The sequence below is a fragment of the Halomonas sp. KX33721 genome, assembly GCF_001596805.1.
In the GTDB taxonomy this organism is placed as follows: domain Bacteria; phylum Pseudomonadota; class Gammaproteobacteria; order Pseudomonadales; family Halomonadaceae; genus Vreelandella; species Vreelandella aquamarina.
The window spans coordinates 51,695-72,489 of sequence record NZ_LVIA01000041.1 but is presented as its reverse complement, the minus strand read 5'-3'; the positions used below and the strand labels follow the sequence as shown (position 1 = coordinate 72,489).

Below are 20,795 nucleotides of genomic sequence, written 5' to 3'. Positions count from 1 at the left end.
TTTATTGACACTACTCGTCGCGCAAGCGATCCGCTTCCGCACGCAGGGTTTCCAGCATGGGCGCTTTGGGTGCCCAGATACGCTCCCACTCGGCAATCGCCTCAGAGAAAAACTCAGCGTCGGCTTCGACGATATTGATGTCCAACCCGCGAATCTCCTCTTCCTGAGCGGCGTCCATCTCTTCGAACCCCGTCAGCACGTTCTCCAGATGTTCGGCCATGGCGGTATCGATCAGCTCGCGATCCTCTTCAGAGAGCTCGCGCCAAACGCGCCCAGACACCACCCCCACCATGGGGAACATCATATGATTGGAGATCAGCAGGTTGTTCGCCTGCTCGTAGAATTTCAGAATCAAAATCGAGTCGAAGTCCATATCGATGGCGTCGACTTGGCCATTGGCCAGCGCATCGTAAACTTCCAGTAGCGGCATGGGGGCCGGTGCTGCACCGGTAGCCGTATAGAAATCGCGAATGGGCTCGAAGGGCGTGATACGTAGCCGCTGGCCTTGCAGATCGTCAGCGCTTTCGATAGGACTGCGGCTCAATACTTGGCGCATGCCCACCATGCCGTAACCCACACCGACCAAGCCAACACCTTCCGGCATCAGATCCAGCAACTCTCCGGCGGCATCGGAACGCAGCAGACGCGCGGCATGGTTCACGTCATCCACCAAATAAGGGGCGTAGAGCGCGCCAAAATCAGGAATGCGGTTGGAGATTTCAGCAATGGTCAGAAACGCCATGTCCAGCGCGCCGGTTTGCAGCTGCTGCACCATCTGCGCTTCGTTGCCTAGCTGCTGAGCTGGAAACACGCTAACGCTATGCTCACCGCCTGAGCGCTCGCTCAGCGTTTGGGCAAACGCTTCGGCTTCGGTAGACCACAAGTGCTGGGCGGGCGTAATCAGCCCTAGACGAAAATCACGTGCCTGGGCGCTGATAGAGGTAACGGCCAGGGTCACTGCGGCACAGGCAAGCGTCAGCGTTTTCATTCGGTTCATGCAAAGCCTCATTGTCCAGCCAAAGTGCCGGTCGGCGCTTTGGGTATTTTTTTAATTAGTCGGCTTTGAGAATACCTGAGCGGTAGCGTTAATGGCACCCGCCATTGCGCTAACGCAGCGTCGCAATGACGGGTAGGCATCCACTGCCCTAGGCGGCTTCGTAGGCGGCTTTCAAGCGGTAAAATTCGTCGACAATGGCCGCCATTTCGGTAGCGTCGTAGTCGCATAGCCCGCTGACGACGAGCTTCTTAGAGCCTACACCCACCGCTTCACCGGCTGACTCAATGGAAAATTCCAGCAGCACATCTGCACGTTTACCCTGGACATCCAAGGAGGATTGATTCAGCGCCAGATTAGGTGAGAAGCCGTCTAAACGTTCCAGGCAAAAGCCCATGCTATCGTAGATCACCAGCGGGCGTTTAGGGTTAAACATCACCCCATGCTGCTCCATGAGCGGCTTGAGATAGTGGGGAAAATTCTTACCCGAGAAGGCGACGTAGCAGCGGGCAAACCCTTCTACCACCGCTTCATCGCGGGTCATATCGCCGCTGCGGACAACCTGTAAATAGCATTTACCGCTGTCGTCACAAACGTGAATATCCCCGTCAACGGTTTCACTAAACTTGATCGGTGTGTCGGCACCCACCATATTGGTGAAGCGAAATTCCATTTGTCGCGACAGCCCAAACTTCACCAGCACCAGCGTAAACAGCAGGTCGCCGGGCACGCAGAAACGCCGCGCATCCGGGTTGTGAATCGGGTTGTAGTCGCCAGCCACGCTTTTAGCGAAGCGGCTGGCCTGCTCCGCGGAGATCACCACATACTCTCCGCGCTGCGCGTAAAAATCCTTGAACATGGCTTTGCTGCCTGCCTAGCGTTGAAATCGAAAACCCATAACTGCCCCACGTCGCGCATAATGCCATAAAACACGCGCCAACAGGAGTCATCTGCTAGGAAGCCCGTATGTCCCGTGACACGCCCGCTGCACCACGTCGTTTTCGCCCACTGATCGTCCTGCTGTTTGGCGCGCTAGCCCTCGTGCTGATCTGGCTAGTAGGCAGCCACTGGCTGCTTAACAGCCAATGGCTACCGCAACGACTCTCCACCATCGAAGGGGTCGAGGTACGCTGGACGAACGCCCAGAGCCTTCACCCTGGCCGTTGGGAAGTCGACAACCTCTACCTAGCCCGAGAAGACGAGGCGCTACCGATTACCGTCGAGGCCAGCCAAGCCACCCTGTCGCTATCGCTGCTTGCCCTGCTGCGCGGAGAGCTACATATTCAAGCACTGGAAGCGAACGGCATTCGCCGCTTTACCATCGGGGACATTGCCCTGGAAGCAGAGGGCCAGCTGAAGGTCGAGGATACCCAGTTCAGCCAAGAGACCCTCAGCGTGCCTTATGTAGGCTTGGATATTACCCAGGGCCGCCTCGTCCGCTTGAGCGATCAAACCACGCTGGTGCAGGACATTCAGCTACGCAGTACGGCGTCACTGGACTCACTGTCCACCCAGCAAAGTAACGATGCGCTGACGGAGGCGCTGCTCGACGCCCTCACCGCCCAGCTTGCCATCACGGCTCAAGCCGACGCTTGGGATGTGTTCATGCCTTACTTAGAGGCACTGCCCTGGCTAAGCTTGGCAGGCAGCGGCGTGTTGGAAGGCGAGCTTGCGCTCGCCGAGGGCCAACTGCAGCCGGACAGCGAACTGACGTTAGCAGCCCCCGAGCTGGCCCTCTCGATGGATGAGCAGCGCTTGAGAAGTACCGATAACACGCGCCGCTGGCTGGTAGCGGATGACACACCGCCGCCGCATACCGCCACGGGCCAGGGGCGCGTCAGACTCGCCGTGGAAGAGGGTCAACTGCGCTTCACGACCCAGTTGGAAAACGTCACGCTAGCCGATACGCATCCCTACGCGACGAATACCCAGCTCGCCCTCGCTACCCACATTCCCAATCAGCGCCTGGATCAGCTCGACTTGCCCACCCGTGCGTCATTTGAGCTATCGGGCGAAGTGACACGACTCGACATGCTCGACCGCTATCTCGCAACGGCTTTCGATGGCCAAGGGGTTCGGCTTTCCGGCCAGGGGAGCATCACCGCCAGCGCGACGCTCCAGGATGCACGCCCTTACGAAGCATCGCTAACCGTTCAAGCCCCCACGCTAGGCGCAGAGCTGCTCGAACTCACCGCGCAAGGCAGCGGTACCCTCGACGCGGCGCTCTCTACTAAGGAACAGATAACGGCAAAACTGGCCTTCACGGACGCCACGCTGCGCCATCAGGAGCGCACCTTGCTGGCAAACGCAGCGCTAACACTAGCGGCACAAAGCCCCCTCGACCCCGAGCAGGCCCAACAAAGTGCCACGGCGCAACTGAGCTGGGAAGACGCCACGCTGCCCAATATCCAAACGCTACAACCCTACCTTGCGTCGGTGTTGCCCAGCCCTTCTCCGCTTACGTTAAACAGTGGCACGGCCACCAGCCATGGGCAGCTAATCCTCACGACCGAGCAACTAAGCGGAGAGCTTCATCTAGCCGGCAACGCGCTGACCACCGGCTGGCAACGTAGCGGGCAGCGCGGCACCTTGGTGAGCAATACGCAGCTCACACTGGCGATTCGCCAAGCGGCGCTGAATGGCACGGAGATGGACATCAGCGGCTCGCGGCTGAGCTGGCAAGTCGCCGACCCGCAACATCCCAGCGAAGCGCTGGAGAGCACGCTGGTGCTGCGCAACGGCCGTTTCCAGCGCCGAAACGCTACGCCTAGCGGGCAGTTCACGCTGGAGGGCAGCGTGCAGCGGCTGGGATTTCTCAACACGTTTTTACCGGATGCCCACGGCGTAACGCTATCCGGCAACGGCCAGCTCTTTTTGCAGGGCGCGTTCATCGATGACGCGCTGCAAGCTCCGACGCGGCTGCGGATCAAGGCTAACCAGTTAGAAGTGACGTTCCTCGACTATTTAGCCACCGGGCGCGGCGAGCTGACCGCCCAGCTCGACAGCCCCGAGCAGGCGCAGCTTTCGCTGGGGATTCCGCAGTTTGTCCTACGGCAGCAAGAGGACGACCGCGCGCATTTGGAAGGCCGCCATTTTGCGCTCACCACCCAAACCGACCGCTTTAGCGACGTGCTGGACTCACCCGCTCCCGAACACTTCACCACCCGCGTTGCGCTACCCATCACCGAGGTGCCGGACATTACCCGCTACAACCGCTACCTGCCAGAAGATGCGGGAGTCGAGCTTCTCTCCGGCAACGCCAGCCTGACCAGCGAATGGCTGCTGGAGGGGCTGCGTGCCCAAGGTGATATCACGCTGCGCGCTTTCGACACCGAGATGGCGCTACTGGAGCAGCGCCTGAGGGGCGACGTGACGCTGCATTTACAGCTTACCGAAGGCGATATCGAGACACGTCGGTTCACCGCCAACGACTCCTACCTGCGCTTGGAAAACGTCTTTCGTCGCAGCGACGATGGCACTCAGGATGCGGGCTGGTGGGTACAGCTCACCATGGAGGAGGCGCAACTGGAGTGGAGTAATCCCATTCAACTCACCAGCCAGCTACGATTAGGGATGCGCGATACGGGGCTCTTGGCACGGCTCTTTCTCGCCCGCGCCCGGGAGAGCGACTGGCTGGGTAGGCTACTGAACGTGCATGACATCCATGGCAGTGCGGCACTGGCGATGAGCGGAGAGCAAATACGCCTGCATGATCTCACGCTCACAGGCGGGCCACTGCGACTGCTCTCCGATATGACCCTAGCCAACGGCCAAGCCAATGGCGCGCTCTATGCCCGGCTTGGTGCCGTGGGCCTTGGCGTGGAGCTGAACGACAGCGAACCGGCCCTGCGTGTACTCCAGCCCAAGCGCTGGTTTGACCGCTGGCGCGACGCCCAGCGTTTTCCCAGGCCTTAGCGGCGCGTGCGCTCCCGACGAATCATACGTACACGCTCTTTGGCCTTTTGCGGTGTCGACAGCGGCGCGTTGGCGTCTTGGTGTTTAGGCGGCAGCGTGACCCAGGCAAACACCGGCAAAGCCAAGTGCCAATGAATCGCCGCTAAGCGCAGCCCCAGTGTCACACTGAGCGAGGCGGCAATGGCGATAGTCAGTGGCGCATCGAGCGCCTGCAGCGCGACATAGACAATTCCACCCGCCATGGCGGCGGTGGCGTAAATCTCTTCGCGCAGCACCATCGGCACCCGCTGGGCCAGCACATCACGAATCATGCCGCCCGCCACGCCGGTCATCATGCCCATGAGTACCGCTACCACCCCCGACGTGCCCAGCAGCAGCGCCTTGTGGGTACCGATCACGGTAAACAGTGCCAGGCCGAAGGCATCCGCGATGGGTAAAAAACCCCGAGACAGACGATGGATATAGTGAAATCCCACCAACGACACGCCCACCGTGGCGAGGATGACCCACAGATACGTGGGGTCGGTGACCCAGAACACCGGCCGGACACCCAGCACCAGATCCCTCAAGGTGCCGCCGCCGATCCCGGTCACCGCCGCCAGCACCAGCATGCCAAACGGGTCCATCCGCGAACGGCAGGCCAAAATCACGCCCGACAGGGCAAACACAATCACTCCCGCCATATCCAACCAATAAATAACACCCGACACGCGGCTCTCCTTTTCATTACTTCCTTTTCACTCGTCCCCATCTACCCATGCCATGTCTATAAAGCTATGGGGGGATCGCTAAATCAGGTGCGGAGGATAACACCCAATTGAATTGGTCTAACTATTTACTATGAATATCACAACCATGCTTATGTCACTGCCAAAGCAGTGGTACGTTGTCCTATAAAATGTGTATTGGCATCAGGAGCGTATATGGATTGGAACCCTGCCTATAGCTGGCTAGTGCTCGCCCTACTGTTGAGCCTAGCCGAACTGACCTCTGGCGCGATGGTGCTGTTGGCGCTCGGCATCGCTGCGGCGCTCACCGCCGCCGTCACGGCTTTGGGGCTATCGCTGCCCTGGCAGTTGCTCAGCATGGGCATCTTTGCGGGAGTGCTGGTGCCATTAGGCGTAATGGTGATTCGGCCACGCTTCTCTCCCAAAGGGGTTGCCTACGGCACCACTGGTACCGGCGTAGAAAAAGGCAACCGCTATACCACGCTGCTGAGAGATTACGACAATGCCACTGGGATTAAAGTGAACGGCGATTTCTACCGTATACGTGTGCTCGAAAGTGGCCAAACAGAGCTGCCCGAAGGCACGCAGGTCGTGTTCAAACGCTTTGAAGGCACGACCGCGCTGGTCACCTTAACGCCATCCGACACGGATGATCGTTCACGCGCCACCCCCAACACCCAGGAGTCTTGACATGGATTTACCGATAAGCCCCGGCCTACTGATTAGCCTGATCATCGTCGTCATCGGCATTTTGATCATTTCGAAAGGCTTGGTGATCGTTCGCCAATCGGAAGTGATGGTGATCGAGCGTCTCGGCTCTTTTCACCGCGTGTTGGAGAGCGGTATCAACATCATCATTCCATTTATCGAACAGCCCCGCGCCATCACCATGCTGCGCTATCGCAAAATGGGCGAGGAGTACACGGCCATCACTACCGATGAGACCCGCATTGACCGCCGCGAAACGGTGATGGATTTCCCCGGCCAGCCCGTGGTGACCACGGATAACGTCACGGTGCGCATCAATGGCGCGCTGTATTATCAAATCATCGACCCCAAGCGGGCAGTCTATGAAGTCGAGAACATGAGCCAAGCCGTCGAGGTATTGGCGAAAACCACGCTCCGTTCGGTGGTGGGTAAGATGGAGCTGGATAAACTGTTTGAGTCCCGCGCGGAGGTGAACAACGAGATTCAGGCGGCGATGGAAGAGCCAGCTTCTAAATGGGGGGTCAAGATCTCCCGGGTGGAAGTGCAGGATATCGCCATGCCGGAAGAGGTTGAATCGGCCATGCGCCTGCAAATGGCCGCCGAGCGTAAACGCCGCGCAACGGTCACCGAAGCCGAGGGCGAAAAATCAGCCGCCATTGCCATGGCCCAAGGCCAGCGTGAATCCGCCATCTTGAATGCCCAGGGCGATAAAGAGTCGGCCATTCTGCGTGCCCAGGGCGAGCAGGAGTCGATCAAGCTGGTGCTCAGCGCCATTGGCGATAGCGAAGAGAACAAGCGCACGGTGGTGGGTTACCTGCTTGGCCAAAGCTATATCAAAGTGCTGCCCACCATGGCGAAAGACGGCGAACGCGTGTTCGTGCCCTATGAGTCTTCGGCTCTGCTGGGCTCCATGGGCATGTTCCGGGAAATGGCAGGCTCCCCAGAAGACACCGTGTCTCATCATTTAAAAAGCCGCTCCGGTCAGGAAAGCGGCTTGAGAAGTGGCATCGTCGGTGGTGCCAGTAGCAGCTAACGCGTTACGTATTAAGCCACTGGCACGGCACTACTCAACCTATAATGCCGTGTCGTTGGCTTGAAAATGCTCCATGAACACTTGGTAGTCTTGAGTAACACAGTCGGCATAGGCCTTAGCAAGCGTTGAGACCACGCCGATAAACTGCTCTTCACGCCCTTCTAACCGCTGGCATACCGCGTCGGCAAACGGTGCGGCTTTGCCTCGGTTAAGTGCCTGCGCACCGCGCAGGTGTTCACGGGCCAGAATCTCGCCCCACTGGCGCGCCAGCTTGCGGTAGGCTTTACCGCCAGCGAGCTTGTGGGTGGGGTAATCCTTTTTGAAAGGCGAGCGTTCGCGTACCGAAAATACCTTGCCGTTCATGGTCAACCAGCCAAGGTAGGCATCCGGGTGCTCCGCAATGGCATGGAACGCCGCGGCATGGCGAATGCCTTCATTGGGAAACAGCTTGCGCCACGCCTGCTGCTGCGCTTTGTCCATCAGGCGGTAGGCCTCTGGCGTGACCTGCTCTTTGATATCCAGGATCACATCGTCGTGCTCGTGATCTGCCCCGCCTTCGATCAGCACATAGTACCGCTCGACACCCAACGACCCGGTGCCTGCATCCAAACGCCGTGCGGTGTCTTTGACGCGGAAGTGCTGCGGGTCGCTCTCCTTGATGGGGTGCTGCAGCGTTTGCTGGTACTCCTGCTCGATGATGCGGCGTAGCTGGCTTGCTACATCGGCAGGCAGATTGGCGAGCTTGCCGGGGCGCTCGGCAAAGTGACGCCCTTTGTCGGGATCCAGAGTCGTCCACTTCTCCAGCATGCGCGCCCGGCTTTGTTTATCGGCTACTTTACCCATAAAGGATTTGAGCGGGTCTTTCGCGCTGTCGAGCGTTACCGCATAAATCGGCCGCTCTTCATCACGGTACGCACTCAGCGTCTCCATGTAGCCTTCTAGCAATTTTTTGAGCGCTTTATCCACCGCTTTGGGACTTAACTCAGCGTTCTCATAAGCATCCAACACGAGACTGATAGCCAGCCGCCACACGTCGTACTGGTAATCCCCAATCAACGCATCATCGAAGTCATCCATGCCGTAGCGTACTTGGTCATCGTGATGGCCGTAAGCGCCAAAGTTGTAGGCATGGGCATCGCCTTGTAGCCATGTTTGGGTATTGGGCCAGCCGCCGAACAGCGCGAAGCGCCAGTCGTGCCAAACATCCTGCCAATACAGATGGTTGGAACCGCGAAAGAAACGATAAGGAGAGGCTGCCATTTTGGCGTATTTCGCCTGCCGATGCGCCGCGCTCAGCGACGCATTCGCCTGTTGTATGGCCTTGATGACCTGTTGAGGGCGGTTATGTCCAGTCAATGCGTGGCTCATTGCAGTGCCTTTGTCAGTAGTGCATTAAAACGCTCTGAGATAAGCGTAGACGATGGACGTTAACAGATTAAGACACCCGTCTGCCCAAACGCGTCAGTCCGCGAGGGGCTGAAATGCGAAAGAAACGCTCGACCACCTCTTCACGCGTAGCAGGGGTCACTAATGACACCAGAACAAATAGCGGCAAATTGACCATGAGCCCCCAAAAACCGGCATGAATGCCGAGCGGGTGTCGCCATAGCGTGGTGAATGCTACCGTCACTACGAAACCGCCCAAAATGCCCGCCATAACGCCCAACCTAGAGGCGCGAGGCCAAAAGAACATACCAATGAATGCAGGCAACACCTGCGACGCAAAACCAAGCCCAACCAGCAGGATCATTACTAGGCTACCCGGCTCGGCAATCGCCAGCGGCGCAATCAGCAAGAACATAATGGGTAGAATCAAAAGCCGCGCCAACTGGGCGGTGTCACCCTCCGAGAGCTTGAAAAGCGGCTGCAGCACGTCTTTACTCACGGAAAGGGAAACCGAGTGAATGAATGGCTCGCTGGAAGACATGGAGGCTGCCAGGGTGCCCGCGCCCAGCAGCCCCACCAGCACCACGGGCAAGTGCTGCATGGCGTATTCCAGCACCACGGTATCTGCCCGCGCCAGCTCCGGCAGCGAGAAAATACCGATAAAGCCCACCACCACCATGGGCAGAATCACCACGTAATAGGTAGGCAGCCACGTTGCGCTACGGCGAATGGTACGTGCGGAGGAGGCGCTCATCCACTGCGTCCAGACGGGGGGCATGAACGACAGCATCGAGACGATGATCGACGTGGTCCAGAAGCTAAAACTCATATCGCCCCCCGCGCCGGGGAGGGTCAGAAACTCGGGGTGCTCTGCGGCGATGCGTTCAAATACGCCCGTAAAACTCAGCCCGCCGGTGGCGCTGTGTATGGCCCACAGGCCTACCGCCCAGGCCACCGCCAGCATCAGCACACCCTGGAACGCGTTAGTACGGCCAATCGCCCGCTGCCCGCTGGCGTAGAGATAAACGGCAATGCAGGCCAGCACCAACAGCACGCCTAGCCAAACAGGAATCTGCCCGCCGCTCATCACGAATAGAATATAAGCTGAGCCAATCGTTTGTAGCACCGCGTAGGCCACGGAGCCCACCGCCATCACCAGCGCGGACAGCGCCCCTAGCGCAGGGCTTTGGTAGCGGTCGGCAATGGCGCTTGCCTGCGTTACATGGCCAAACTGCTCGCCGAACTGCCACACCTTCGGCCCGAAGTACCAGGCCACCAGCGCTAAATAGGCCAAATAAACCGCCACATAAAATACCGCCACGCCCTTGGAGTAGGCCCAGCCCGGTGCGCCCATGAAGGTGTAAGCACTCACACTGCCTGCCGCGATCAGTAAGTAGAGGGTCACTGGCCCCATACTGCGCCCCGCCACGCCCCACTCTTCTAGCGTATTCATAGAGCGCCCCGCCCGTGCGCGAAGGCCGATCAACATCGCGGTGGCCACGTATAACAGCGTGATCACTAACGGCCAGGCACTATTCATGGTCGTCTCGCTCTACAATGCGATTGCCCACCAGCATGACCGCTACGCAGGAGAGGATGATCACATAGCTCCACACCACCAGCAGCGGCAACCCCATGACCAGCGTGGCCCGGTTCACCCAACCAATCACTGGCCAAATACCGGCCAATACTAGCGCCACAAAGGCAATGAAAAGCCCCCAGCCCGCCCAGGACGTGGGCAGCACAAAAATACGTCGCATGTCATATCCATCATGATGAAAGGAAGTCAACACCACCACGGCTGTCATGGCGGTGTCGCGGCGCGTTGCCATACTGGCAGCCACCCTAGCCGTTAAGTCGTTCATGATGAAGATTTTAATGCTTTCCGACGTCTATTTCCCTCGGGTGAACGGCGTGCCGACGTCGATCGAAAGCTTTCGGGGGGCGCTGGAACGAGGATACCCAGGCGGAAGCTCTAGTCCGCCTGTATCACTCTCTGTGTCCCAATGCATGGGGGTCATCACCCGCCTAATGGCCAAGCCGACTATCGAGAAATCTCCTGCCGTACGATCGCTGCGCCAGCGCTCAGCGCCTTCAGCTTACCCTGGGCGACTTCACGAGGCAGGGGCGTCATACCGCAGTTGGTGCAGGGGTAGAGCTTGTCGGCATCGACGAACTGCAGCGCCTTGCGCAGCGTGTCGGCGACCTCTTCCGGCGTCTCGATAGCGTGGGTGGCCACGTCGATGGCCCCAACCATCACCTTCTTGCCGCGAATCAGCTCGATCAGCTCCATCGGCACGTGGGAGTTCTGGCACTCCAGCGAAACGATGTCGATGTTCGACGCCTGCAGCTTGGGGAAGATCTCTTCGTACTGGCGCCACTCGGACCCCAGCGTCTTCTTCCAATCGGTATTGGCCTTGATGCCGTAGCCGTAGCAGATATGCACGCCGGTCTCGCAGGTGACGCCTTCGATGGCTTTCTCCAGGGCGGCGATGCCCCAGTCGTTCACCTCATCGAAGAAAACGTTGAAGGCGGGCTCATCGAACTGAATGATGTCCACGCCAGCCGCTGCCAGGTCGCGGGCCTCCTGGTTGAGGATCTTGGCGAACTCCCAGGCCAGCTTTTCGCGGCTCTTGTAGTGGCCGTCATAGAGGGTGTCGACCATGGTCATGGGCCCGGGCAGCGCCCACTTGATGGGCTGGTCGGTCTGCTGACGCAGGAACTTGGCATCGTCCACGAAGACCGGTTTTTCCCGCGAGACGGGGCCCACCACCGAGGGCACGCTGGCGTCGTAGCGGTCGCGGATTTTGACGATCTCGCGCTGCTCGAAATCAACGCCGTTCAAGTGCTCGATGAAGGTGGTGACGAAGTGCTGGCGAGTCTGCTCACCGTCACTGACGATATCGATACCCGCCAAGCGCTGATCGTGCAGCGATACCCGCAGTGCATCCTGCTTGCCTTGGGCCAGCTCCTCGCCCTGCAGCTTCCAGTCCGACCAGAGCTTTTCTGGCTCGGCCAGCCAAGCGGGCTTGGGCAGGCTTCCGGCCGTCGATGTGGGCAGCAATGTCTTCATAACAATATCCTTGGTAAACAGTGAATCAAAGGGCGACATCGGCCGACCAGCGCTCGAGCACGTGACGGAAAGGTTCGATGAAGTAGCGCTCGGCAAACTTGCCCTGCTCGACGGCCAGCTGGCTACGCTCTTCGCGGTCGTACTCGATACGGGTCAACGAGTAGTCCTGATGGGTCAGATGCGGTTGATAGACCTTACCTGCCGCCGAGTTAGCGTTGTAAATTTCCGGTCGATAGATCTTCTGGAACGTCTCCATGGTGCTGATGGCGCTGATCAGTTCGAGATCGCTGTAATCGGCCAGCAGATTGCCGGAAAAGTAGAACGCCAGCGGTGCCACGCTATGGGGCGGCATGAAGTAACGCACCTGCAGGCCCATCTTGGCGAAATAGAAATCCGTGAGTGACGATGTGTCGTTCACGTATTCGACGCCCAGCACCGGGTGGCGATTTTCCGTCTGGCGATACACCTTGTTGCTGGAAACGCTGAGACAGATCACCGGCGCCTTGCTGGCAACGGATCGATACGCCTCGGAGTCGACGAAACGCTTGAACAGCTTGCCGTGAAGATCGCCAAACCCCTCCGGAATACCAAATTCCGACCGCTCCTTGTTGTGCTCCGAGAGCCACACGCTGAAGTCGTAGTCGCGGACGTAGGAGGAGAAGTTGTTCCCCGTCATGCCCTCGATGCGTTTGTCGAGATGCCGATCGATGATGGTCGTCTTCAACATCTCGATCGCCGGGAAGGTAGTGCCTTCAGCCGCCACGCTTAGCTCGCCGGTAATGATCTCCAGCTCGACGGCGTAGCGGTCTGCCTTGGGGTTATCCCAATGGGCCAGGGTATTGAAGCGATTGTCGATCATGGTCAGCGCGTTACGCAGGTTTTCCTGGCAGCGCTCGCCTCTCGCCAGATTGGCGAAGTTGGTCGTGGTACGCGTGCTCTCGGCAGGACGGTAGTTTTCGTCGAACCGGACGCTCTTGATATCGAAGGTAAAGTCGTAGCTCATCGCGAACAAACACCCTGTTGGTCGAGATTGGCGACGGCGCCCCAATGCAGCTCAGCGCTCGATGCCATGTGTGACGTTTCGATAGACGGGCGTTAGCGCCACGTCATCGAAGAGGATGTGTTCTTTATGCCAGACCCACCACATGAATGAAAAGCGACATTAATTCAACTCATCATGAGAAAACCTCATGATAAGCTGTTTGGCAGGGCGCTTACCCCTGTTGAAACGGATACACCGAGCCAATGTTCAGCAGCTGCGTCAGCTCATCCAGCGCGGTGAGCACCTCCGTCGCGAGCTGCGGGTCGGCCAAGTCGTCGGTAGCGAGGCGGTCGCGGTAGTGGCGGTTCACCCAGGCGGTGAGGTCGCTATAAAGTGCCTCGTTGAGCAGTACACGGCCAGTCAGCGCAGCGCGCTCGGCTTCCGACAACACCACCCGCAGGCGCAGGCAGGCGGGACCGCCGCCGTTGCGCATACTTTGCTTAACGTCTTTAACGATCACTTCGCCAATAGGGTTATTGCCCGCCAGGATGAAGTTCTGAATCGTGTTCCAAACGGCTTCACGCTCTTGGCACTCGCTGGGCACCACCAGGGTCATTGTGCCGTCTGGGTTGGAGAGCAGTTGGGAGTTGAACAGGTACGACGCCACCGCGTCTTCCATGCTCACCGCTGCCACCGGCACCCGAACGGGAATCAGCGGCGTGCTCATTTTGGCGCGCAGCTCGTCCAGCGTGCGCTCTTCATCGAGAAATGCCATTTCGTGGTAGAGCAGCACCGGGCCGTTGCCCACGGCAATCACATCGTTGTGGAACACCCCAGCATCGATGGCCTCCGGGTGCTGCTGGGCAAAGACGGTCTGGGCGTCGCTCAGCCCGTGCTGACGAGCCACCGCTTGGCTGGCTTCCAGCGTTTGCCGGGCGGGGTAGCGCTTGGGTTCGCGCCCGCTGCTACTCGCGTCGCTAAACGCTTGGCGACCGTAAACGAAGAGATGAACGCCCGGCTCGCCGTATTCGCCGCACAGACGGGTGTGGTTGGCCGCCCCTTCATCGGAAAACGCGGGCGTGGCAGGCAGCACCGGGTGATGGGCAAAGTGCTGCTCATCGCGAAAAATCGCTTGCAGCACGCGGCCGGTAGTCTTCGGCTCTAGGTAGCGATGAAAGCTGGATTGCAGGTTGGCGGGGGTAAAGTGCACCCGACCATCCGGTGCATCGACGCTGGGGGTAATTGTGCCTGCGTTAGCCGTCCACATGCTGGAGGCTGAACATACCGCCCGCAGCAGCTGCGGCGCTTGCTTCGCGGCACGTGCCAGCATCTCACGGTCGCTGCCGGTGAAGCCCAAGTCGCGCAGCGCGCCCAAATCAGGCCGCTGCTGAGGAGGCAGCACGCCTTGGGCATAGCCCGCGTCCATCAGCGACTTCATCTTGGCCAGCCCCTGCAGCGCCCCCTCTTTAGGGTTGGAGACCAAACCGCCGTGACTCATGGAGGCCACGTTACCGTGGGCAAGCCCCGAGTAGTTGTGGGTAAGCCCTACCAAGCCATCGAAGTTGACTTCCCGGATACTGTTCAGGCTCATAGATTGACTCCCGGCGGCAGGGTTTCGGGCATTTCCAGGCTGTCGGCTTCCATGGAGGCGACCGGGTAAGCGCAGTAATCCGCCGCGTAGTAGGCGCTGGGGCGGTGGTTGCCGCTGTCGCCTACGCCGCCGAAGGGCGCATCGCCCGAGGCTCCGGTGGTCTGGCGGTTCCAGTTCACAATGCCTGCGCGAATACGCAGCAGGAAGTCGTCCCAATCCGCCTGCTCGCCACCAATCAACCCGGCAGAAAGGCCATAGCGGGTGTCGTTGGCAAGGGCCAGCGCCTCATCCCAATCCGCATAGCGATGGATTTTCAGCAGCGGGCCGAAGTGCTCCTCGTCGGGCACGTCTAGGCCCGTCACGTCGATCAGCGCGGGGCTGAGCAGGCTGGTGTTCTCTTTGAGGCGCTGCATACGGTTAATAACCGTACCGCCCATGGCTTCCAGTTCATCCTGGGCGTTGAGGAGGCCATCGGCTGCAGCAACGCTTACCAAGCCGCCATAGAACGGCGCAGGCTCCTCGTCGAACTGCCCCGCCACGTGCAGCTTAGCGATGGCATCCGAAAGCGCGTCGATGAGGCGGTCGCCCACCTCCCCCTGGGGCACCATCAAGCGGCGGGCGCAGGTGCAGCGCTGCCCCCCAGAGAGAAACGCCGACTGGAGAATCGTCAGCACGGCAGCGCGCTCATCCTCCACATCTTTCACCACCAGCGGATTGTTGCCGCCTAATTCCAGCGCGAGGATTTTATCCAGCTGCCCGGCAAACTGCTGCTGCAGCATGCCACCCACTTTGGCACTGCCGGTAAACAGCAGGCCATCGATACCCGGGTGGGCAGAGAGCGCCTGTCCCACGGCCACCCCGCCCTGCACCAGGTTGATCACCCCAGCAGGCAGCCCGGCTTCTATCCAGCACTGCAGGGTGAGATCCGCGGTGAGCGGGGTTTGGTCGCTGGGCTTGAACACCACGGTGTTACCCGCCAATAGGGCGGGCACCATATGGCCATTGGGCAGGTGGCCAGGGAAGTTATAGGGGCCAAACACCGCCATGACGCCGTGGGGGCGGTGGCGCAGTACCGCTTTGGCACTGCCGACGGCTTTTTCACGCTCTCCGGTGCGCTCGTGGTACGCCTTAATAGAGAGCGCTACCTTACCAATCATTGCGCCTGCTTCGGTGCGTGCTTCCCACAATGGCTTGCCGGTTTCCGAGGCGATGGCAATGGCCAAGTCCTCGCGGCGTGCGGTCAATACGTCGACAAAGCGCTCCACCAGCGCCTGACGCTCAGAAAAGGGCGTGCGCGCCCAGGTAGGAAACGCCGCACGGGCTGCCTCCACCGCCGTGCTTACCTGACGGCTAGAGGCAGCCGCCCCTTGCCATAGCAGCGTTCCCGCAACGGGGTCGTGCTTGGTAAAGGGCTCGGCGTCGCCGACGACCCAGGCGCCGTTGATCAGTTGCTGCTGCTGGGCGTGCATGTTCTGGGTGTGCATCGTGCTCTCCTTCACTGAGTTTTTGTCGTCTTGGCGCAGGTCGAGGGGGCGCTTAGATTGCCAATATTAGGTTTCCAGCAGGCGAACGGCGTCGCCGGTGGAAACGCCTAGCCGCTTGGCCTCGTCGGGGGTGAGCACAATCGTGCTGCTATCTGCCGGGCCGCGGCCGATCCAGCTCGCGGTAAAGTTCAGCATTTGGGTAGATGCCGCCAGCCAGCGGCTAACGCTCTCTTGCGGCGCGCTCGCTGAGACTTCCACCTGATAAAGCTGCGAGTTGCGAATCGCCCGCACGTCATCGATGTAGGCCTCCACTGTGGGGCCACCATCGAAAATGTCGATATAGCCTTCCCAGCGCAGCCCCTCTTTTTTAAGCATCTCCAGCGCCGGCCGGGTGTGACGGTGCACCTGCCCGATACACGCCCGCGCCTCTTCCGACATAAACGTGGTGTAGATCGGGAACTTGGGCATCAGCTCACCGATAAAGCTCTTCTGGCCCAGGCCGGTCAAGCGGTCGGCTTCGTTGAAATCCATGGGGAAGAAGTGTTTCCCCAGGCTCTCCCAGAAGGGACTAACGTTGTTCTCGTCGAACACGCCGCGCATCTCGGCCAGCACTTTCTGCGGAAAGCGGTCGCGGAACTGGGCAATGAACAGCCAGCGTGCTTTGGAAAGCAGCGCCCCGTTACGCAGGTGCTTGTTGGCCTCGCCGCGATACTCGGGGCGCAGAAACAGCGAGCACACCTCGGCGTCGCCGGTATGGTCGGAGCTCAAGAACAGCGTATCGATGGTGCGATGCAAATCGAGCTGTACCGACGAGTGCGCCAGCGTGCCAAGCCGGTAGTTGTAGAACGGCACTTCACGCCCTACCTGGCCTTCGATGGCGCAACAACCTGCTAGCTCGCCGTTGGTTTCATCTTCCAGCACGAAGAAGTAGAGACGGTCGTCTACCGGTGTGCGCTCTTCGAAGGCGCGGGCGGCGGACTCGATTTTACCGGCCAAAAACTCGCGGTTATCCGGCAGCGAGGTAAAGCCAACACCGGCCTGCTGCGCAAGCGCCTGGAGCCCATCCAGATCATCACGGGCAATGGGTCGAATGCGCATTACATCTCTCCTTCATCGAGCGCGTCCACGGCGCTGGGCAGGGTTAACGGCGCCGCCAGCACCGCCCGCCCCTCTTCTACACCCAAGCGCTCCGCGTGCTGCGGGGAGAGCATCAGCTGTCCCGTGGGCGAGAGCGCATAGCGCGCGACGATACAGCGGAAATCGCTCAGCGTTTGATTGGCGATCATCGCCGGTTCGGCATCCGGCAGCGCGTGCTCGGGGCGTATCCGTACCGGGTGCCAGGCAGCGCGGCGGAACGTTTCCAGGCGCTCGCGTTCGGCTTTGACGATGGGGCCCGCGTCGAAAATATCCACGTGTCGGGAGCGCACGAAGCCCTCGGCCAGCATTTCGGCCAGCGCTGCTTCATGGGCCGGGTGCTCGCGGCCAATGGCAGCACGGGCCTGGGGCGTGAGCAGTGGCAAATAGAGCGGAAACTGCGGCATCACCTCAGCAATGAAGCTCTTTGAGCGCACGCCCGCTATGTGATTCATTTCTTGGAAGCTGCGGGCAAAAAAGTGGCGGCCCACGCTCTCCCAGAAGGGGGATTCGTTCTGGCTATCCAAATAGCCGGGAAAGGCCACCGCCAGAATCCGTGAGAAGCGCTCCGGGTACTGGGCGATAAACATCAGCCGCGCCCGGCGCAGCAGGCTCTCCGCGCTGGTGCCTTTGTAGCGCGGGTTAAGCGACAGCGCGCAAAGCAGCGTGGCATCCGAGGCTTCATGAGAGAGCGCCAGCGTTTGCACTTCACGGCGAACGTTAAGCTGCTGAGAGGCGTGAATCAGCGTCTCTTGGCGGTAGGTGTAGTAGGCCTCGGCAGCCCCCGCCTGGGCGCGGATGGTGGCCGTGCCCAGCACCTCGTTGCGGCTATCGTCCGCCAGCACGAACATATAGTGCTCGTTACCGGGGAACTCGATATCACTCGCAAACGCTTCCTGGGAGCGCATAATGCGCTCCTCAAGGCGTTCACGGTTGGCGGGCAGGTTGGTAAGCCGAGGCACCGCATGTTCTGCCAGTTGCTCTAAGGCGGAAAGGTCAGCCAGGGTGACCGGTCGGATTACCAACATGTTTAACGCCCCCTCTTGTGTGACTTGCGCCTGACTCATGCGCTAGCGACAAGTCGCTTGATGGCACGCTCGAGACGTGCCATGCCCTCGGCGATGTCTTCCTCGGGAATCACCAGCGAGGGCGCCATACGCAGCACGTTGGGGCCTGCAATCAGCGCCATCACGCCCTCTTCAATCGCCAACGGCAGAATATCTTTGGCACGGCCTTCGAAAGCGTCCGACATCTGGGCTCCCATCAGCATGCCCATACCACGGATCTCTTTGAAAACGCCGTGCTTGCGGTTGATGGTTTCCAGGTGCTCGCGGAACAGGTCGTGGCGGTGTTTAACACCTTGCAGCACCTCCGGCGTATCGATGAACTCGACCGCCGCCAGCGCCACCGCTGAGGCCAATGCGTTACCGCCGTAGGTAGAGCCGTGGGTGCCGATGGCTAGCGATGTGGCGATGGCATCGGTGGTCAGCATGGCACCAATCGGGAAGCCGCCGCCCAGCGACTTAGCGCTGGTGAGAATATCCGGGGTAATGCCGAAGTTTTTATAGGCATACAGCTCTCCGCTGCGTCCAACGCCGGTTTGCACTTCATCGAAAATCAGCAGCGCGTTGTGCTCGTCACACAGATCGCGCAGGCCCTGCAGGAACTCTTGGGTCGCGGGGGACGATGCCGCCTTCGCCCTGCATCGGCTCAACCATGATGGCGCAGGTGTCGTCGCCCACGAGCTTGCGAACGCTCTCCAGGTCGTTGAAGTTGGCGTGGAGAATACCGCCCGGTACCGGGCCAAAGCCTTGGGAGTACTTGGGCTGGCCGCCTACGCTCACGGTGAAGAACGTGCGGCCATGGAACGACTGGTAGAACGAAATGATTTTGTCTTTATGCTCGCCGTAGTGGTCGACCGCCCAGCGGCGTGCCAGCTTCAGCGCGGCTTCGTTGGCTTCACCGCCGGAGGAGCATAAAAAGACCTTATCGGCGAAGGTGCGCTCGGTAAGGGTTTTGGCCAGTTTGAGCGCCGGTTCGTTGGTGAATACGTTGGAGAGATGCCAAAGCTTTTCGCCCTGCTCTTTCAGCGCATTGACCAGCACCGGATGGCAGTGACCCAGGGAGTTCACCGCAATACCGCCAGCGAAATCGATGTACTCGCGGCCTTCTTGGTCCCACAAGCGGCTGCCTTCACCACGTACCGGAATAATCTGCTGCGGCGCGTAGTTAGGCGTCATGTAGTGGTCGAAGTCTTGACGGCTTGGGGTGTGGCTCATGGGACAGTACCTCCAGTGGAGTAAGCGATGGATTCAGTATACGGGGGGCGTAGGACGCCCTGCTTTCAGTATTGGGACGGTAAATTATGAAAAGCTGCGCCTACCCCAGCCGCTCTTCCCGCGGGGTGATCCCAAAATGGTTACGGTAGGCGGTGGAAAAGTGCGCGCCCGAGGAGAAACCGGTCATCAGGGCAATGTCGCCCACGGGACGGTCGCTCTCTCTGAGCTGCTTGCGGGCTTCCTGCAGCCGCAAGTCCAGATAATAACGGCTTGGCACCGCCTGCAGGTACTTCTTGAATAGTCGCTCCAGCTGACGCCGGGAGATCCCCAAATGCTCGGCCAGTTCCAACGTCGAGAGCGGCTCTTCGATATTGGCTTCCATAAGAGTCACCGCATCTACCAAGCTCTGGGGCGCGTGGCCCAAACGGTTGCGCAGCGGCACGTGCTGGCGCTCATCGGCTAAGCGAATACGGTCGCAAACAAACTGTTCAGAAACCTGCTCGGCCAAGCGCGGGCCGTGATGCTTGCCAATTAGCGTGAGCATCATATCCATAGCGGCGGTGCCGCCCGCGCAGGTCAGGCGGTCACGATCAATTTCAAACAGCTGTTGGGAGAGCGTCACCTGGGGATAGGCTTGGGCAAACGCATCGAAGCGCTGCCAAGGCAAGGTAGCGCGGTAGCCTTCCAGCAAACCACAGCGGGCGAGCACCTCGGTGCCTCCGGCCAAACCGCCGATAGCAACGCCACGGCCATGATGGCTACGCAGCCACTCATTGAGCTTCGCGGGCAATACGTAGGGTAGCGGCGTAGGCGCACACACCAGCAGTAAATCCAGCGGGCCAAGGGGGGCTCCTAACGCATGCTGCGCGATGAGCGAAAGCTGCGCGCCGCTGCGCACGGGCTCTTCATCTAGGCTGAGGGTAACGGTGTGGTAAAGCATCTGGCCGCTCAGCTGATTGGCCATTTGCAGCGGCTCAATAGCGCTGGCGTGAGCCAGCAGCGAAAACCCAGGCAGCAACACAAACGCCACCCGCCTGCGTTGGCTTGGGGGTGGCGTTAACGTACTGGAATGCATGTGAATTCGCTGTGCTGCCTATTGCGCTGCATGAAAACCGCCGCTGGTGGACTGGATAAGGCGTTCTATTTAAACGCTATCTTACTCAATTGCGCGATTGAAGGCAGCGCCATGTCCACGCAAACAAAAACAGGACGCAAAAATACAAATTGCCGAGCCTAGGCCCGGCAATAAGCACAACAGCAAACGCTCACTTTAGCCGCCGCTATTGCCTAGCCCCAACATGACAATGCCAGCGACGATGATGCCCATAATCACGATGATTAACGGCAGCATTTTATGCAGCCCATTCGCAGACTTTTTCGCTTCTGGCTGTTGTTGGGGCTGCGAGGTCTCGAAATCTTCAGGTATGCGCTCGCTCAGCACGTGCTCTTTCTCTTCTTCCGGGGTTTTGCTCTCTCGGGTATCCATAC

17 protein-coding genes and 1 pseudogene are annotated in these 20,795 nt (G+C 59.7%); 3 read left to right on the top strand and 15 right to left on the bottom strand.

Going from position 1 to position 20,795, the window contains the following annotated elements; translation table 11 throughout:
- Nucleotides 1–10: 10 nt before the first annotated feature.
- On the bottom strand, nucleotides 11–997 hold the full coding sequence (locus tag A3220_RS14515; protein ID WP_044629244.1) for a TRAP transporter substrate-binding protein: 987 nt from the start codon (nucleotides 995–997) through the stop codon (nucleotides 11–13).
- 148 nt (nucleotides 998–1,145) lie between these two features.
- Nucleotides 1,146–1,853, bottom strand: a complete 708-nt coding sequence (locus tag A3220_RS14510) for a DUF3581 family protein (protein WP_062375472.1) — start codon at nucleotides 1,851–1,853, stop codon at nucleotides 1,146–1,148.
- Between the two features lie 107 nt (nucleotides 1,854–1,960).
- On the opposite strand from A3220_RS14510, the gene A3220_RS14505 reads away from it, so the two are divergent.
- Complete coding sequence (locus tag A3220_RS14505) at nucleotides 1,961–4,909, top strand: hypothetical protein (protein WP_062375471.1); 2,949 nt, start codon at nucleotides 1,961–1,963, stop codon at nucleotides 4,907–4,909.
- Here the strand turns inward: A3220_RS14505 and A3220_RS14500 are convergent.
- Nucleotides 4,906–5,619, bottom strand: coding sequence for a trimeric intracellular cation channel family protein (locus tag A3220_RS14500; RefSeq protein WP_063744298.1), 714 nt, complete (start codon nucleotides 5,617–5,619; stop codon nucleotides 4,906–4,908). The genes A3220_RS14505 and A3220_RS14500 overlap by 4 nt on opposite strands.
- A gap of 213 nt (nucleotides 5,620–5,832) precedes the next feature.
- Here A3220_RS14500 and A3220_RS14495 point away from each other — a divergent pair, with 213 nt between their 5' ends.
- Complete coding sequence (locus A3220_RS14495) at nucleotides 5,833–6,327, top strand: NfeD family protein (protein WP_062375469.1); 495 nt, start codon at nucleotides 5,833–5,835, stop codon at nucleotides 6,325–6,327.
- Between the two features lies 1 nt (nucleotide 6,328).
- Nucleotides 6,329–7,378, top strand: coding sequence for an SPFH domain-containing protein (locus tag A3220_RS14490; protein WP_044629248.1), 1,050 nt, complete (start codon nucleotides 6,329–6,331; stop codon nucleotides 7,376–7,378).
- A 39-nt stretch (nucleotides 7,379–7,417) separates the two neighbouring features.
- Here the strand turns inward: A3220_RS14490 and A3220_RS14485 are convergent, their stop codons facing one another.
- The 12 genes and pseudogenes from A3220_RS14485 to A3220_RS14430 all read right to left on the bottom strand — a co-directional run bounded on the left by A3220_RS14485 (nucleotide 7,418) and on the right by A3220_RS14430 (nucleotide 20,793).
- Nucleotides 7,418–8,746 carry a DUF2252 family protein gene (locus A3220_RS14485; RefSeq protein WP_062375467.1) on the bottom strand — a complete coding sequence of 443 codons (1,329 nt, stop codon included), beginning with the start codon at nucleotides 8,744–8,746 and terminating at the stop codon, nucleotides 7,418–7,420.
- A gap of 67 nt (nucleotides 8,747–8,813) precedes the next feature.
- Nucleotides 8,814–10,304: a sodium:solute symporter family protein gene (locus tag A3220_RS14480; RefSeq protein WP_062375465.1), complete on the bottom strand. Its 1,491-nt coding sequence runs from the start codon at nucleotides 10,302–10,304 to the stop codon at nucleotides 8,814–8,816.
- Nucleotides 10,297–10,596, bottom strand: a complete 300-nt coding sequence (locus tag A3220_RS14475) for a hypothetical protein (protein ID WP_228168647.1) — start codon at nucleotides 10,594–10,596, stop codon at nucleotides 10,297–10,299. The genes A3220_RS14480 and A3220_RS14475 overlap by 8 nt, the downstream gene beginning before the upstream one ends.
- Before the next feature lie 212 nt (nucleotides 10,597–10,808).
- Nucleotides 10,809–11,837, bottom strand: coding sequence for a methionine synthase (locus tag A3220_RS14470; protein WP_062375463.1), 1,029 nt, complete (start codon nucleotides 11,835–11,837; stop codon nucleotides 10,809–10,811).
- 25 nt (nucleotides 11,838–11,862) lie between these two features.
- The gene (locus tag A3220_RS14465; protein WP_062375461.1) at nucleotides 11,863–12,840 is read right to left on the bottom strand and encodes a DUF1852 domain-containing protein; all 978 of its coding nucleotides are present in this window, start codon (nucleotides 12,838–12,840) and stop codon (nucleotides 11,863–11,865) included.
- Nucleotides 12,841–13,051: 211 nt separating this feature from the next.
- Entirely contained in the window at nucleotides 13,052–14,410 is a 1,359-nt protein-coding gene (gene astB / locus A3220_RS14460; RefSeq protein WP_062375459.1) for an N-succinylarginine dihydrolase, read from the bottom strand.
- On the bottom strand, nucleotides 14,407–15,879 hold the full coding sequence (gene astD / locus A3220_RS14455; RefSeq protein WP_062375502.1) for a succinylglutamate-semialdehyde dehydrogenase: 1,473 nt from the start codon (nucleotides 15,877–15,879) through the stop codon (nucleotides 14,407–14,409). Before astD ends, astB begins: the two co-directional genes overlap by 4 nt.
- 81 nt (nucleotides 15,880–15,960) lie before the next feature.
- Nucleotides 15,961–16,992 (bottom strand): arginine N-succinyltransferase, encoded by a 1,032-nt coding sequence (astA, locus tag A3220_RS14450; RefSeq protein WP_062375457.1) that lies wholly within the window; start codon nucleotides 16,990–16,992, stop codon nucleotides 15,961–15,963.
- Nucleotides 16,992–18,056, bottom strand: coding sequence for an arginine N-succinyltransferase (locus A3220_RS14445; RefSeq protein ID WP_062375455.1), 1,065 nt, complete (start codon nucleotides 18,054–18,056; stop codon nucleotides 16,992–16,994). Before A3220_RS14445 ends, astA begins: the two co-directional genes overlap by 1 nt.
- 35 nt (nucleotides 18,057–18,091) lie before the next feature.
- Nucleotides 18,092–19,307, bottom strand: a pseudogene (locus tag A3220_RS14440) (aspartate aminotransferase family protein).
- 100 nt (nucleotides 19,308–19,407) lie between these two features.
- Nucleotides 19,408–20,382: a GlxA family transcriptional regulator gene (locus A3220_RS14435; protein ID WP_172514762.1), complete on the bottom strand. Its 975-nt coding sequence runs from the start codon at nucleotides 20,380–20,382 to the stop codon at nucleotides 19,408–19,410.
- Nucleotides 20,383–20,577: 195 nt separating this feature from the next.
- Nucleotides 20,578–20,793, bottom strand: a complete 216-nt coding sequence (locus A3220_RS14430; RefSeq protein ID WP_054645133.1) for a hypothetical protein — start codon at nucleotides 20,791–20,793, stop codon at nucleotides 20,578–20,580.
- Nucleotides 20,794–20,795 lie beyond the last annotated feature (2 nt).